The 14,393-nt window shown below is 46.0% G+C and carries 14 protein-coding genes and 1 pseudogene; 7 read left to right on the top strand and 8 right to left on the bottom strand.

Annotation, left to right across the window (positions count from 1 at the left end; genetic code table 11):
- Positions 1–928 precede the first annotated feature (928 nt).
- The gene (locus MNO13_RS08325) at positions 929–2,128 is read right to left on the bottom strand and encodes an MFS transporter (RefSeq protein ID WP_241939772.1); all 1,200 of its coding nucleotides are present in this window, start codon (positions 2,126–2,128) and stop codon (positions 929–931) included.
- A gap of 104 nt (positions 2,129–2,232) precedes the next feature.
- On the opposite strand from MNO13_RS08325, the gene MNO13_RS08330 reads away from it, so the two are divergent.
- A complete protein-coding gene (locus MNO13_RS08330) occupies positions 2,233–3,150 on the top strand; it encodes a LysR family transcriptional regulator (protein WP_241939773.1) in 918 nt (305 codons plus the stop codon).
- Between the two features lie 124 nt (positions 3,151–3,274).
- Here MNO13_RS08330 and MNO13_RS08335 read toward each other — a convergent pair whose 3' ends face one another.
- Positions 3,275–3,748, bottom strand: coding sequence for an NUDIX hydrolase (locus MNO13_RS08335; protein ID WP_241939774.1), 474 nt, complete (start codon positions 3,746–3,748; stop codon positions 3,275–3,277).
- A 261-nt stretch (positions 3,749–4,009) separates the two neighbouring features.
- Here MNO13_RS08335 and MNO13_RS08340 point away from each other — a divergent pair, with 261 nt between their 5' ends.
- Both MNO13_RS08340 and MNO13_RS08345 read left to right on the top strand, forming a co-directional pair.
- Entirely contained in the window at positions 4,010–4,798 is a 789-nt protein-coding gene (locus MNO13_RS08340) for a phosphotransferase family protein (protein WP_064545369.1), read from the top strand.
- Between the two features lie 323 nt (positions 4,799–5,121).
- Complete coding sequence (locus MNO13_RS08345; protein ID WP_241938973.1) at positions 5,122–6,360, top strand: IS110 family RNA-guided transposase; 1,239 nt, start codon at positions 5,122–5,124, stop codon at positions 6,358–6,360.
- A 132-nt stretch (positions 6,361–6,492) separates the two neighbouring features.
- Here the strand turns inward: MNO13_RS08345 and MNO13_RS08350 are convergent, their stop codons facing one another.
- On the bottom strand, positions 6,493–7,116 hold the full coding sequence (locus MNO13_RS08350; protein ID WP_064545372.1) for a pyridoxamine 5'-phosphate oxidase family protein: 624 nt from the start codon (positions 7,114–7,116) through the stop codon (positions 6,493–6,495).
- Positions 7,117–7,491: 375 nt separating this feature from the next.
- Positions 7,492–8,325, bottom strand: coding sequence for a hypothetical protein (locus MNO13_RS08355; RefSeq protein ID WP_064545374.1), 834 nt, complete (start codon positions 8,323–8,325; stop codon positions 7,492–7,494).
- A 418-nt stretch (positions 8,326–8,743) separates the two neighbouring features.
- On the opposite strand from MNO13_RS08355, the gene MNO13_RS08360 reads away from it, so the two are divergent.
- Together MNO13_RS08360 and MNO13_RS08365 are read left to right on the top strand one after the other, a co-directional pair.
- Positions 8,744–9,205 carry a DUF6389 family protein gene (locus MNO13_RS08360; RefSeq protein ID WP_241939775.1) on the top strand — a complete coding sequence of 154 codons (462 nt, stop codon included), beginning with the start codon at positions 8,744–8,746 and terminating at the stop codon, positions 9,203–9,205.
- A 54-nt stretch (positions 9,206–9,259) separates the two neighbouring features.
- Positions 9,260–9,703, top strand: coding sequence for a GNAT family N-acetyltransferase (locus tag MNO13_RS08365; RefSeq protein WP_422387214.1), 444 nt, complete (start codon positions 9,260–9,262; stop codon positions 9,701–9,703).
- A 297-nt stretch (positions 9,704–10,000) separates the two neighbouring features.
- Here MNO13_RS08365 and MNO13_RS08370 read toward each other — a convergent pair whose 3' ends face one another.
- Genes MNO13_RS08370 through MNO13_RS08380 form a run of 3 tightly spaced genes read right to left on the bottom strand, consistent with a single transcriptional unit; the run spans position 10,001 to position 11,909 of the window.
- Positions 10,001–10,708, bottom strand: a complete 708-nt coding sequence (locus tag MNO13_RS08370) for a GNAT family N-acetyltransferase (protein ID WP_241939777.1) — start codon at positions 10,706–10,708, stop codon at positions 10,001–10,003.
- Positions 10,709–10,745: 37 nt separating this feature from the next.
- Positions 10,746–11,216, bottom strand: a complete 471-nt coding sequence (locus tag MNO13_RS08375) for an SRPBCC family protein (RefSeq protein ID WP_241939778.1) — start codon at positions 11,214–11,216, stop codon at positions 10,746–10,748.
- Between the two features lie 15 nt (positions 11,217–11,231).
- Positions 11,232–11,909 (bottom strand): DUF1571 domain-containing protein, encoded by a 678-nt coding sequence (locus MNO13_RS08380; protein WP_241939779.1) that lies wholly within the window; start codon positions 11,907–11,909, stop codon positions 11,232–11,234.
- Positions 11,910–12,243: 334 nt separating this feature from the next.
- Here MNO13_RS08380 and MNO13_RS08385 point away from each other — a divergent pair, with 334 nt between their 5' ends.
- On the top strand, positions 12,244–12,507 hold the full coding sequence (locus MNO13_RS08385; protein WP_241939780.1) for a YdgH/BhsA/McbA family protein: 264 nt from the start codon (positions 12,244–12,246) through the stop codon (positions 12,505–12,507).
- Positions 12,508–12,591: 84 nt separating this feature from the next.
- On the opposite strand, the pseudogene MNO13_RS08390 reads toward MNO13_RS08385, so the two are convergent.
- Positions 12,592–12,795 (bottom strand): annotated as a pseudogene (locus tag MNO13_RS08390) (LysR family transcriptional regulator); the annotation flags it as partial.
- Positions 12,796–12,996: 201 nt separating this feature from the next.
- Between MNO13_RS08390 and MNO13_RS08395 the strand changes: the two are divergent.
- Complete coding sequence (locus MNO13_RS08395; RefSeq protein WP_241939781.1) at positions 12,997–14,382, top strand: FAD-binding oxidoreductase; 1,386 nt, start codon at positions 12,997–12,999, stop codon at positions 14,380–14,382.
- Positions 14,383–14,393: the final 11 nt, after the last annotated feature.

The raw sequence follows: 14,393 nt of genomic DNA on the forward strand, positions 1-14,393 counted from the left end.
CATCAGTATGAGGCTGTCGGTATGAAAACACCATTGTCTTTCCAGGCACTTTTGGAGCATTGCTTCGCTTCGAAGTCCTCTGTGTGCCAATAGCGAACTTTGCTAACAGGTCGGTACAATGAGTAGCGGGATATAGCACAGTCACTATCGCTGTAAATAAAAACATGTTTTAAAAAACAGTATTGACCTCAAATCTCAAATGAGTAAATTAGTACTCAGCAGCACAATGAAAGTGATTAGTAAGTTAGTGAATAGATAGAAGTTCTGGGAAAGCCATTTTGCCATACAGGCCACGAAGTTTGTTGTTTGGGATGTAGTTGTTTTCAGGCCTTGTAGTGATTGTGCTGGTTCGCAAAATGGTAGTGTTAGCGCGACGATGTAAGGCCTTGTTTTTTTAGTTGATGCTGCCGGTTTCGTTTGTTTTTGGTAACCGTATCAGCAACGGGCAACGCATCAAAGAGTATATGTCGCGATGGGGGATGTGCTTGTTTAAGTTGCCACGCTTAGGTTTTGAAAGCGCAGGCAGGTGTATGACGAGATAAATAGAGGGAGGATTTTTAGTATTAATGCCCAATATTATCTGTAGTAAACGGGTACATTTGAAAGCAGTATAAATAGCAGTATCATTTTATTAAGTCCATTAATGTTAAATCTGAAGTCTGTAGTACCTTAAAAGCCCTGGCTGCAATGGTCAGGGCTTTTAAGATTACTCCCCCTTTGAATTGTAAGTTCTCCCAACAAATCATTGATAAAACTCACCTTGCATAATATTTCCAGCCACGCTGATTTTTGGGCTAAAGGTGCGGGTCACGCTGACCTGACTACCCACCAGATAACATCATTACAAATGACAGTCAGCCCCTAGCTCAACACTGTCCCTGGATAATCCCATTGGCGACTGTGTTCCAATAAGCGGACGACACGCTAATCAATTATGAGGTGTCTGGATAGTCCGTTTAGCCAGTTTCCTTTGAAGTATTATGACCATTACGGGAAATCCAGATGCGGCTAATGCACTAACAACCAACAGTCTGTTTAGATTTTGCGTTGTTATTCCCTGGTCAGGAAGTAATAAGGAAGACAGAAAGAATGCGAGAGTTGTTATCAGGGACATAATTGCTGCCTGTAGTGAAGAAAAACTGGCTCGTTGTTCATTCTCAGGATACTGGATAGCAACCGATGAAGCGGAAACAAGTCGGCTATATGAGGCTCCAAGAAATAAGGTTATAAATAGAACTGTATTATGATAGCCCATCGCAGGAATCAGTAAACTTGCCACAAACAACAGAGTTGAAATTGTTGCCAACATCAGAGCAGATAAACGCGATGTTAGAATACCTGTTATTTTTGTAGACAGATAACCTGCAATACCTCCACTTAAGAACAATAAAGGTAATAGGTTTTGTTGTGCGCCCATATACTGCGTCAATAATGGAGTCAAAATGGGAATAATCAGCATTGGACTAAATTGTACTATTGCAGTACAAGAAGCGAAAATTAAGGTTTGAGTATCAATAGATAGATTACTCTTCACGCCTGATTGAACCGTATCCCTGGGGATAATAAATACTATCAACGGTAAAGACAGTAGGCAAAGTGAACTGATTAACCACAGTGCAGTATGCCAACCATAGTGCGTACACAAAAATAATATAGCTGGCATGCCGACGATACTTACCATCGAAAATGATGCAATCACTGTTGCCAGCATTTTTCCACGTAAGTTAGCTGGAGCATAGTTTATCAAAATGCTCGTACCCACCCCCATTGTCGTACCACCAACCAATCCTGCGCAAAATCGTAGCGCGAGTAGAGTTTCAAAATGAGTAGTGAGTGTGGACAAAAATGTTAATGCTCCCAGCAGCACCATATTCTTGACCAGGAATTGTTTTTTATTAAACCGGTCGATCATATAAAAAGCAACAATGCCAGAAAGCACAGCACCCAGTGTGTACATACCAGAAACATAGCCAGAAAATGATACAGGAACCGAAAATCCGTCTGCCATAAAAGCAAAAACAGGCGTTAACGCCATATACTCCAGCGCATTAGTGAACTGGATAAAAGCCATTACAATGGCTATCCGCATGAGTGTTTTATGATTAAACGTCTGTGTGACCAGTGGCATAGCAAGCAACCCTAAGGATGAAAGATATCCGAGTTTAACTGCTATCAATGGTGTTCATTAGATGGTAAAAATGGCACTTATTATTATCATATATGGGATAATTGATGCGTCCGGCTCTTGATTTTAATACTCTGAAAGTGTTCATTGCTGTGGTTGAAAATGAAAGTTTTGTTGGGGCATCGAAAGTCCTTGAAATGCCGACATCAAATGTCAGTCGTTGTATTTCTCAGTTAGAAGAAAAACTGAATCTTCAGCTCATTGAGCGCAGCACCCGACATATGAAACTCACCCAGGCGGGGCACCTACTCTATACCCGAGCGAAGCCATTACTGGAGGCGCTTGAGCAAACTGAGACAGAATTAACCTTGCGACAAATGCAACTTAAGGGCCCATTACGGATCTGTATTCCCAACGAAATTGGTCCTGCATTGCTGGGTTCTGTTATTGCCGATTTCGCCTGTCAGTACCCGGATCTGGAGATCAGCTGTGTCACAAATTTGTCAGGTTTCGAATCCCTGCGAGAGGATCTGGATTTAGCTATCATTATTACCCGTGGTCAAATGGATGACAGTGACTACATAGCCCGTCATCTGGTGACTATCCCTTGCACCATTGTTGCAGCCCCCTCCGTCATTCAGCGTTATGGCACCCCTTCACACATTCAGCAATTTGAAGAATTACCCTGTATTACAACGGTAAGTGCTCTGAAAGGTGCTCCCTGGCAGTTTGTTAATAAAAAAGGAGGATTCGAGACGGTTAAGGTCAAAGGGAGCTATCGGGTAAACAGCGGTGAGATGGCAGGAAGGGCTGCGTTAGCAGGTGTCGGTTTTGCAATTTTATCGAAACAAGCCTGCCAACCCTACATTAAGGATGGACGATTAATCGAGGTTGAGTTTGAACAATCGGCAGCCCCTTTGCAATTGTTCGCACTTTATTCAGATCGGCGTTATTTGCCCGCCAAAACAAGAGCGCTCATTGACTTTATTCATCAGAAATTGAGCAATATATCCTTAGCAACATAAAGAGGCATTGAATCGCCACAGAGTCCAGCGGGGACAATGAATCTCCACTCAACACAGAAGGTCTGCTCCTCGCTCACAGCGGACTGAATGTGCCGCACCGGCAGGTAAGTGCCAGAAACTGAAATTAGGGTGCATTATTTTTTAGGGAGCAGGTAAGTTTTTCGGCAAGTATGTTGATGATCAAATCGTGTGGAAAGATTGTTTCATTGGTGTGTCTGAGTTCCTTCAATGCCCACCAATAATGAGCGCGAATAACTTTCTTTTCGTTGTTACTCCAGCCTGAGCATTCGATCTCTGATTCATCTGCGTAAATAATAAAAAAACGTTCTTCTGCGAGAACTGTTTCCCCACTTGGTAGCATCATTGTGAAGCTTGAGGCTCCTACTTGCGGCCCTGTAGTGTTTCTTCTCAACCCCGTTTCTTCGTGTAATTCACGTAAGGCGGCTTGCTCAAAAGACTCATTCAGTTCAAGTCCCCCACCGGGAGTAGCCCAATAAGTCATTCCACTCAACGCGTCATCTTTGTGGCAGAAATTAAAGAGTAGGACGCGATTTTCAGGTGAAAGGACTATCAATCGAGATGATGGACGAGTACGCACAAAGCCTCCTGATATAAAATATTAACTCCGACTCTCAATTATCATCGTTACGCCATCAGTCGTCTTGTTGCAAGCCAGATGTCTGATTTTTGTTCATAGCTGACTGAGAGCTAACCTATAGGCGGCTTCGTGCCAGAAGCGGATGGTGCAACCATCACAATATGCTAACTGCAGGAAGGGGAGTTGACAGCAAGGCTTTCAGTTTGCGTAAACTCAAAAGCCCCAGGATTAACCAACTGACCAGCGCTATAGGAAATATGTATGCCTGTTAATAATTTATCCCGCATGGGTACCGCTAAAGTGGCGCTTATTGTGGATGAAACAGGTCATCAAGTAATCGAGAAATTTCCTGCCAGTGATGTGGAGTACAGTTTTTATCAACACGCAGCCAAGAATCTCGCTCAGGTAGACATTCCCACCCCAATGCTATTATCCGCCGATCCGTCTTTACGCAAGTTGAGACTGGAATATATCCCACACCTGGTTGACCAGGACGCAGTTGGGCGTGATGAGGTGTTGTCAATTCTGTCACGTTTACATTGCTACCCTCCAGACACTTCATGGGTTTATCACAACCACACCTGGTCAGAATCAGACCTCGAAAAATCTCTCACACTATTGGAATTACCGGGAAGAGCAGAAAAACAGTTACGATATTTTCAGCAGGTAAGTGATGCTCTGTTTAGTGGCCAGTGCTTAATTTCAGGCGATAGTAATGCGGGCAATTGGGGGAAAAGGGATAACGGTGATTTAATTCTTTTCGATTGGGAGAGATTCAGCACTGGAAGCCCAGCTATTGACCTTGCCCCCCTTATAAAGGGAATGGGGTCTATACAAAAATTTATTGAGTTTGCAACACGCTATAACTGTATATCTTGTCATTATAACCCTAATGATTTAACCAGAGAAATTGCAATTGCCAAAGCCTGGATTGTTACCGAGGTAGTCGTATTGCTTAATGAACGGCAGAAAAGTGATTTTCAATTCTATCTAAACTGGTACAGAGAAAACCTACCCGCCTGGTTAGATAATACTGTAAGAATACTTTGATGTTTTCAAAACCATTGAGCTATTACCGGTACGGATTCAACTATTCGCTCTGGGCTGCTTTATGGCATTGCAGTTGGCTGCTTTGTGCCAGGTATAGTCATTCGCACCCTGAGAGTTACACTTTTAAGTGATTCAGGGTATGCGCTTATTGGTTACGAATATTGTGCCAGAATCATGTGATTTGATGATTGCCGCTTTGCTTTCGAGCCAGTAAGTGCTCCACGTTCGCTAACGAATACTCAGGGCATGCAGAAAAACTGCTGACTATATTTCTTTCGAAGAGCGTGGAATGCATACCAATCCCCGATAAAAAGGAGTTGGTGATGACTGCGATTAATCAGTTTGCTGCTCATGTTGGTCTGGACTGGGCGGATAAAAAACACGATGTCTGCGTTCAGTTTAAAAATGGCGAGCGCATATTCCAGGTGGTTGAACACACTCCGGAAGCGCTTGATATCTGGCTCAACGAATTGCACCAAAAGGTGAAAGGCAGGATCGCTATCGCCCTTGAGCTGAAGAAAGGCCCGGTGGTGTATGCTCTCCAGAAGTACCCATTTGTCACTGTTTTTCCTGTGCACGCATTGTCACTGGCTCGCTATCGGCAGACCTTCTGGCCAAGCGGTGCTAAGGATGATCCACAGGATGCTGAGCTGGCATTAGAGTTAATGCTGCGTTACCCCCAGAAGATAAAAGCTATTGAACCCGACAATGGTGATATCCGATTACTTCAACAGTTAGTTGAGCAGCGTCGACTGCTGGTTGAGGACAAACGCCGCTTTGTGAACCGGATAATCAACACGCTTAAACAGTATTATCCTCAGCCACTGGAGTGGTTCTCACATCGGGGTAGTTTACTGTTGTGTGAGCTGATTATCCGGTGGCCCAGTCTGCAACAACTGAAACGAGCCAGGCGCGACACGATCCGCAACTTTCTGAATGCCAAAGGTGGCCGCGCAATGGCCCTTACCGAGCAACGTGTTGCGAGTATTGATAACGCGATCCCATTGACGACAGACCCGAGTGTTATAGAGGCGAATGCTTTGATGGCAACAGCACTGGCGACACAAATTAAAGTCGTGAGTGAAATCATCAAAACCTATGACGAACGAATCGAAACGCTGTTTGACATATTGCCAGATGCGGGGCTGTTCAAATCACTTCCGGGCATGGGGCCGTGTATGGGCCCACGGATGCTTGCTGCACTTGGTGATAACCGTGATCGGTTTAACAGCGCTGAAGAGATTCAAAACTATGCAGGTATTGCACCGGTGACCGAACGAAGTGGCCAGAAATCATGGGTTCACTGGCGATGGCAATGTGCCAAGTTCGTCAGGCAGACCTTTGTTGAATGGGCTGCCAAGACGGTTAATTCATCATACTGGGCCAGACTTTATTACCAGGGGCAGCGAGAAAAAGGGAAATCGCATCAATCAGCCATCCGGGCTTTGGCGTTTAAATGGATAAGGATCATTTACCGCTGCTGGAAGACCAGAACCCAGTACGACGAAGCGAAATATTTGCTGGCTCTCGAAGCGCGACACTCGCTCTTACTGAAGCCATAAAAAGCTTGTCGAATGTCTCAGGGCGTGAAGCGGACGTTACTAAGAGATTGTACAAGCTGCTCTCGTAGTGGCATTGCTTTCTTCTGTTAGCAGCTAAGCACTCCCTGTATCGGGGACACATTTCCGAAACAATCAGTAAAGTGTGTTTTTCAATCGCTCCGGCAAGGCCTCGTCGTAAGCCAAACCATCAATTTCTGACTGTGAAATCATACTCAGGATACTACCGGTGCTGGGAAGGGCCTTCCTCTCAATTTGTGTGGCAGGATCCCAGAGTTTTGAGCGAATGATTGCTCTACTACACTGGAAAAAAACGCTTTCCACTGAAATGCGCAATACCGTTTTGGGGGATTGATTATTGATTGCGAATTTATCAAGCAAAGCCGGGTCTTTACGTATTTCAGCTGTCCCACTTATACGCAAAGTTTCGCCAATGCCGGGAATTAAAAAGAGAAGCGCAACCCGGTTGTCATTTAAAATATTGCGCAGACTATCAATGCGGTTATTACCCCTGCGGTCGGGTAAAAGTAGAGTTTTAACGTCCTCAATGTGAATGAAGCCTGCAGGATCACCTCTTGGCGATACATCCAGGCCATCCGGTCCCGATGTCGCAAGCGCCACAAATGTTGATGCCTCAATAAAGGGGCGGTAGGCAGGATGAATATGGTCCGTCACCTTCGTTAAAGAAGGTTTTGCTACTGCACCGTAAAGTTGCTCAAGCTCATGACTATTAGTAATTAGCATGTTTTCATCAACCATCTCATTCACCTCCATTGAGTTCAAAACGGAATGCATGCTGATATTTTATAGCAGATGCTTTTTATTTGTTCATTTTTATGGCTAACCAGCATTTATTTTCCATGAGTAAGGGATTTGAAGCCCAACTGTGCGGAAACGTACGCTAAGTATATTTTTTGAACGATAGTGTCAGGCTAGATTCATCGACATTCTTCTTGATGCGTCTGGAAAATAAGAAAATAACCTTAATCTGACAGTATTTGCTGTTTATCCTGACGTCAGCTTGATGTGTACTTAAACCTGACGTGCAGATTCAATGGTTACTTTCGCAGCTTTGGAGGTAGGCCGCTCTAATTAAAGCGGCACTAGGGTGTCAGAAATCGTTGGTCGTGGATGTCAGCTACGCAGCCACTTGCCGAACTGTTTGCTGACAGCCTCGCAATCAAATTTGTCTTGACCACGCCAACATGCCGCTGCCTCCGACCAGTCGCTCTTTCCGTGAATAGGTCGCTCGAATGACGCAGGTTTGAGCACGCCCAAGTGGGCAAGAATGTCGATGATCACTCGTCGTTCGTTCTTTGAGGACTTTATAACGCTAGCCAGTCGCTTTTCCAATGCACCAGCATGGTCGTTAGGTTGGCTAGATTCAATAATCGCAAGGATATCTCGGAGGATGAGTACGTCCTCATCCGTCGGAGCAGGGATGTCGGCGTGAGCCAATTCTTGCAAATCAAACCACGTGTAGATCAACTGGCCGTGACGGACCCCTCCCCATTTGATCCGCTCGAAGTTGAGGATATTGAGGTCCTCATCAGTATATTTGTCATCACCTATTGTGAGGCCTGGCACCACATCACGACAAACAGCGCATGTATAGCTTGTGGTGGCAACCGTACCATCAGGAAAGTAGCCATTTCCACTAACAACAGGCGTGTAGCGATGAAGGGCCATCTGGCACGCAAGGTGGTATGAGGCTACGCCAGACCGCCAATCAAGTCTCCTTGTCGACAGGCTAGACACAAATGCTTGAGCCGCCTTCGTCGAAGAGATTTTCGTTACCCATGCCAGAATCTCGCTGATGCATACATCGTGCGATATACTCACGGGGTTAAACATCAAACCTTGACCCTTTGCATAGACGAAGTCCTCAGGTTTTGTCTCCCGTTCGGAAAGCCAGCCGTTGCTGCCCCAGTAGGTTTTAAAAAGTATGTTTTTGGCCTTCTTGTCCATGGATGTTCCCACTTTTACTGGATAATGCCGAAACTTGAACGATAGCAGGGGATTTAGGCGCAACGGAACAGTAAACACTGTAAAGTTTAGTGATCTACGTTTATAAACACTAACACCTGAATTTATAACGATTTTTCGACTCACATTATTTAGCAAGCTGATGATACCTAGGCGATTAAAAAACTAGACTTTGAGTCACCCGCAGAGCGATTTAACCGGTGTGTTGCATCCATTAGTTGAACTCACAGCTCAAAGCCGACACTCCAGTGCCCTGCATTTGTCCGTACCGTGCCAGGAGCGGAAGTTGCAGCGACGAAGTATGATAAATTATGTAGGGCTGATTACGATTAAGGAAAACTTAACAACCTTAGCCATTTATGTATCAGCGTGATGAGAAAAAATTAGGGAGACATAAGCTTTGACGGAGACTGAATACAGAGAAGTGTTGCAAGACACGTTAAAAGGCTACACACAAAGTGCAGTCGATATGATCTTTAAGATCAAGACTAACCTTCCAGAAAAAGCTAAGTCAGTCGACGTCGGTATCCATCCTAATCAGGATGAGGATGGATTGTTTTCTGTCATGGTCCATCTTTGTGGCCCGGACCTATATGTTCTCAACAAAGCTATAGCGGATTATCGATTGCTATTTGATGTGAAATTTATCGGGGGCAAATTACAACCAAATGTCCCGATATTGGATCCTGACGAAGTTTCATTTTCGATCAATGACTTGATTGTTGAAGTTAGTATTGATTGGGTTAAGACAATATGGGATTTATCTGGAGGTCTGAAAATTCCAGGATATGTATTTGGAGACGAATGTTCTTCAACAGGCCTTATACCATTGAGCAAATGCACGCCACACAGTGACAAATAATATCACACAGCTATCATGGCGATACGATGACAATTAACGGATTATAAGATCATGATAAATATGGAAGTGGGTACCCAAATTCATTACCCGATATTACTGAAGGTCTGGGAATCATCCGTACGTGCTACGCATGATTTTTTACAGGAACAGGATATTCAGGCGCTATGCTCCCTGATACTGCATACGTATCTTCCAGGCCTGACTATTACGTTCGCTCGTCTTAGCTGTGACAGTTCGATCGTGGGCTTTACAGGGGTAAGCGAAAACCGCATTGAAATGCTCTTTGTGGATGCAGGTCAACGCGGAAAAGGCATCGGGAAATTACTCCTGTTACATGCTATCGACGAGCAAGGTGCTAATGAGCTCGACGTAAACGAACAGAATCCTCAGGCTGTTACCTTTTATAAAAAACATGGTTTTGAAACTGTGGGTCGTTCTGAAGTTGACGGCCAGGGCAGGCCATACCCTTTGTTGCATATGAAGCTACAGAGAACCTAATCTTCCCATACAATCAAGTCCACCCCTCGCTCATAGCAGTCTGATGGCATTATTTTCCTGTTTGGTGCTAAAAGAGGACTACGCATACTCTGGAAAAAACATAAGCGAAAAGGGGGCATAATTGCTGGATTTACGGACCTTTATTCTGTCCCTAAGTGAATGCATTACACTTCACCAATATCATCAATGACCTTTTACCCCCAGCGGCAGTTTCCATTCATTCTTCATGACGGCCCCTCCACACTCGCTGTACTACGGAAAGGCCGTCTTGCTTACCTTGAAGACAAAATGAGTGGTTTAAGGTTGGTTGCTGCGAAAATAAGTTTCAAGCTTCAGCTTCTGCGTACCGTCTTCCGTAAAATTATCAGGCGAAAGCCAGTCTGTAAGAGCCTTTTCTATGACCGGCCATTCAATATCGATAACAGATAACCAGTCAGTATCACGGTTACGTTGCTTACGGGTCATAGCCTGACGGAATCGCCCTTCAAATATGAATCCCATTCTTTCGGCAGCATTTCTTGAAGCCAGATTTAGTGAATCACAGCGCCAGACAACACGACGATAGCCAATGCAGAAGGCATTCTTCAGCAAAAGATAAATGGCTTCCGTTCCCAGTACGGTTCGTTGCATAAGTGGTGACCAGGTAACATGCCCTATTTCCAGCACACCATTAACCGTATCAATATTGTTAAAGCAGACAACCCCAACCGGACGGGCACTTTTTATCTCTGTCACGGCCCATGTCACCAGGTTGCGGTCTTCGATTTTATTTTTAATCCAGAACATCATGTCCTGTAAGCAAGCTGGCTTTTCTGCGCCAAGCCAGGTCCAGTCTCTGTCATCTTCTGCCACAGAAAATGTCTCGAAAAGGGCTTCGCAATGGCTGATTTCAAGAGGTAAGAGATGGCAATGTTGGCCGCGAATTATGCACTGCTCAGGGAAAGGGGCGGGCTGCCAGTCCGGTAAGGAAAAGCCAACGGGCTGACCAAAATTATTTGTATTCAAAGATTATTTACCTCTTATTTTTGAAAGAGCCGCTTCATCAATATACTTCGACACGAGTCCCTAATTTGCGGGCCAGCCCTTTTGCTCCATCGCGCATCACCATATGGTGGTTCCAGCGGAAAACGGGTGCTGCCAGCGGCGCGAGGTAGTTCATCCATCGGGTGTTAGTCCGGATATTCCAGTCATACCTGACGATTGTATCCACTCCATTGTCAGAAAAAGACCATACTCCACGTCCTTCAACCTCGCCACTGGCTTCCCCTTCTAAAAGACAAAAGGGCGTAATATTTAATACATGGATATCAAAGGTGATGCGATAGGGGAGCACACCTTTCCAGGTATAACGATGCAAAGCGCCAATCCCCTGAATATCACCTTTCTTTAACTCAATAATCTGCTCCAGACTTCCCCACCATTCAGGCCACAGGTCCGGATGGCAAAGAATATCCCATACCTCCGATACAGAAGCTTCGACCCGCCAGATGGTGCAAAATTTATAGTCAGCCATAGAGCAAAGCTCCCATTACGGCGCGAAAAAAGCAGAGGGGAAATGGATGTTGATAACCATTGCATCCATGAAGACGGTTTCCAGTAATTTTCCATCCGGGGCGTAACTGGCTACTTTGATGGGAAATCCAGATTGCTTATCTAACCAAATCTCATATTGGTGAACAGCATCGACGGTCTTTCCTTCAGGGCCGGCCACGGATAAGTGCAATGTCGATTTGCCCGCTACTATCTCGTCACCAATAGTGGCTGTTGTACCGCCATGTTGCAGACGACGAATATTATTCAGCAGAACGCCTAAGTCTGATTGATCCACCCGATGACCATTATCATCTTGTATTAGTGAATCTGTTGGCGACAGATTCAAAACAGGAAATGTTCCCAATCCAAATGGCCACAACTTAACTTTGCCACTGACCGGGTTATAGATGAGGACGGCGCCGGAATGTGGCGTAGTAAAATCCATCCGTACATAGCCCGGTTTACGATAGCTATAGCGAATGATTTTAGGTTCATCCTGAGGCGAGCGGGAGCGCACCGTAACCTGGTATGACTGGATTTTTTCAAAATGTTGCAGGGAGAGAATAATGGGATCGGTCATGGCTGAACTCTGCGAAAAAGCCGCCGCCACAGCTGCTTTGTCCGCCGCGTATGCAGTGTCGTTAAAGCTAAAGATAAGTAATGTTGTCAGCATTACTGCAAAAGAGACTAAGTCGCTAATGATTGTCTCCTGCCTTGAAATAGCCGTTAAACAGGATCTCCTGAGAACACTATCAGTATGTCGGATAATATCTAAAAGTGTATGGTCCGTTTAAACGGATACTTACAATTGATTCTCGTGTCTATTCGCTATGCTCAGCGGCTCTTGGATCACAGGGATATCGCATGGACACTGGTTTTCTAAGCGGATCGGCATAGTTGAAGAGCATTTATTTTGAGTCCAATCTGTCCAACAGAACTCCTCATTTCCCTCATTACACCTAAACTTTAAATGGTTATTTTGTATTTCAGTTAATGAGGATGTGATGATGAAAAAGTTATTGTATTTTTCTGCGGTAGTCACCCTTGCTGCACTCCCTTTAATCACCCAAGCCGCCCCAGCCCAGGAGCTACCAAACGGGACCACACTAAAACAGGAGATGGGCTCAGTTTCAGCAAAAGCCAGCACCATTGATGAGCTGGACGCCAGGTTGCGTGCTGAAGCCACTCAACAAGGCGCAAGCGCCTATACAGTCACTTCTGCTTTCGATAATAACCAGGGCGTGTACGGAACCGCGACTCTCTATAAATAACGTTTTATCACCAGACAGGATGTTTCATCTGGCAAGTTAACGGCTCCCTTTAATGGGAGCCTGCCATTTTTTAGGGCGGAGAAATCATCCCGGGATCCAGTTGTCCCATACGGGTAAAGGACCGAGTTCCGCCACCATAAAATCAATAAAGGATCGTACCTTGGGGTTACTGTACTTGCTGGGAAAATACAGCGCATACAGGGCGTGGGTTTCGCAGGTGATGATACTGTCGAGCATCAGCGGGGTGAGTTCTTCTTTTTGAATATGATCACCAATCAGATAGGTGGGCGGGGGGCAAATATTCGCCATCAGGCGCTATCAAAATCAAACCTATTCCATCAAGAAAATCCCGTCTCAGCTAGATGAATAATCCGGTGTTGACTCTGATTCAGGCCAGAGCAAAACACTTCCCAATAAATACCCTCCAAAGCATCAGCGCTCAGGAAATCAACCATAATTAGTAGGGTTATTCAAAGCCAGGAGACAATCATGAAGGAGTTACTAAAGGTCAATATCGACGAGTTCAAAAGCCATTTTCTGGGGGAAGTGATTCTTCCTGACGAGGCAGGCTACGACGAGGTTCGCCAGATCTGGAATGCCATGATCGACCGTAAACCTGCACTGATAGCACGCTGCATCTCACCTGAGGATGTCATGCAGGCCATCGAATTTGGACGAACGCAAAATCTCCTCATTTCAATCCGTGGAGGAGGGCACAACATCGCGGGCAATGCCGTGTGCGACGACGGTTTGATGATCGACCTTTCACTGATGAAGAAAGTGCAAGTGGATCTCTCCACCAGAAGGGCCAGCGTCGAGCCAGGCTGCACCCTGGGCGACTTTGATGAGGTAGTGCAGGCACATGGCCTTGCCACGCCCCTGGGCATCAACTCGACCACCGGTGTGGCCGGCCTGACACTCGGTGGGGGTTTCGGCTGGCTGAGTCGCAAGTACGGTATGACTATAGATAATCTGGTCTCCGCGGAGGTTATCACCGCGGATGGCAGCCAACTTCATGCCAGCGAAACAGAAAATGCGGATCTCTTTTGGGGGCTGCGGGGCGGGGGTGGCAATTTCGGAGTTGTGACTCGCTTCGAATTCCAGCTCCATCCCGTTGGGCCGAACGTGCTGAGTGGGCTTATCGTCTTTCCGTTCTCTCAGGCAAAACTTGTTATCTCGCAGTTCGCCCGGTTCACCGAGACGATGCCGGAAGAGCTCAATGTTTGGATGGTCACGCGTAAGGCGCCTCCACTTCCGTTCTTGCCCGACGACGTTCACGGGAAAGAGATGGTCGCGCTGGCGCTGTGTTATGTGGGCGACCCTAAAGAGGGCGAGAAGCTTATCGAGCCGCTACGTGAGTTCGGCACGGTGCTTGGCGAGCATATCGGAGTACAGCCTTATATCGCCTGGCAGCAGGCATTCGACCCGCTATTGTCGAAGGGGGCGCGCAATTACTGGAAGTCACATAACTTCTCGCAACTCAGTGAGGGCGTTATCGATGCCATCATCGAGTACGCTGCCAGATTGCCATCACCTCAGTGTGAGATTTTCATCGGGACGATTGGAGGCCAGACAGCAAGCGTCGCGCCCGATGCCATGGCTTACTCAAGCCGGGATGCCAATTACGTGATGAATGTGCACGGTCGCTGGGAGTCGGCCGCCGAGGATGAGCACTGCATTGCCTGGGCGCGCGAATTCTTCGCTAAGTCACAACCATTTGCCAGCAGCGGTGCGTATATCAATTTCCTCACCCAGGAGGAGAGCGACCGTATCGCTTTTGCTTACGGTGCAACCTACAACCGACTTGTGGAACTCAAGAATAAGTACGACCCGACGAACCTCTTCCGGATGAATCAGAACATCAAACCGATATGAGACCAGGTATT

Source organism: Buttiauxella ferragutiae (assembly GCF_022637515.1).
Lineage (GTDB): Bacteria > Pseudomonadota > Gammaproteobacteria > Enterobacterales > Enterobacteriaceae > Buttiauxella > Buttiauxella ferragutiae.

Excerpts from the sequence above, each read along its gene's own strand:
- MNO13_RS08325 (WP_241939772.1), bottom strand. The coding sequence starts at position 2,128 with ATGCCACTGGTCACACAGACGTTTAATCATAAAACACTCATGCGGATA.
- MNO13_RS08330 (WP_241939773.1), top strand. The coding sequence starts at position 2,233 with ATGCGTCCGGCTCTTGATTTTAATACTCTGAAAGTGTTCATTGCTGTG.
- MNO13_RS08340 (WP_064545369.1), top strand. The coding sequence starts at position 4,010 with ATGCCTGTTAATAATTTATCCCGCATGGGTACCGCTAAAGTGGCGCTT.
- MNO13_RS08345 (WP_241938973.1), top strand. The coding sequence starts at position 5,122 with ATGACTGCGATTAATCAGTTTGCTGCTCATGTTGGTCTGGACTGGGCG.
- MNO13_RS08350 (WP_064545372.1), bottom strand. The coding sequence starts at position 7,116 with ATGGTTGATGAAAACATGCTAATTACTAATAGTCATGAGCTTGAGCAA.
- MNO13_RS08355 (WP_064545374.1), bottom strand. The coding sequence starts at position 8,325 with ATGGACAAGAAGGCCAAAAACATACTTTTTAAAACCTACTGGGGCAGC.
- MNO13_RS08375 (WP_241939778.1), bottom strand. The coding sequence starts at position 11,216 with ATGGCTGACTATAAATTTTGCACCATCTGGCGGGTCGAAGCTTCTGTA.
- MNO13_RS08380 (WP_241939779.1), bottom strand. The coding sequence starts at position 11,909 with ATGCTGACAACATTACTTATCTTTAGCTTTAACGACACTGCATACGCG.
- MNO13_RS08385 (WP_241939780.1), top strand. The coding sequence starts at position 12,244 with ATGAAAAAGTTATTGTATTTTTCTGCGGTAGTCACCCTTGCTGCACTC.
- MNO13_RS08395 (WP_241939781.1), top strand. The coding sequence starts at position 12,997 with ATGAAGGAGTTACTAAAGGTCAATATCGACGAGTTCAAAAGCCATTTT.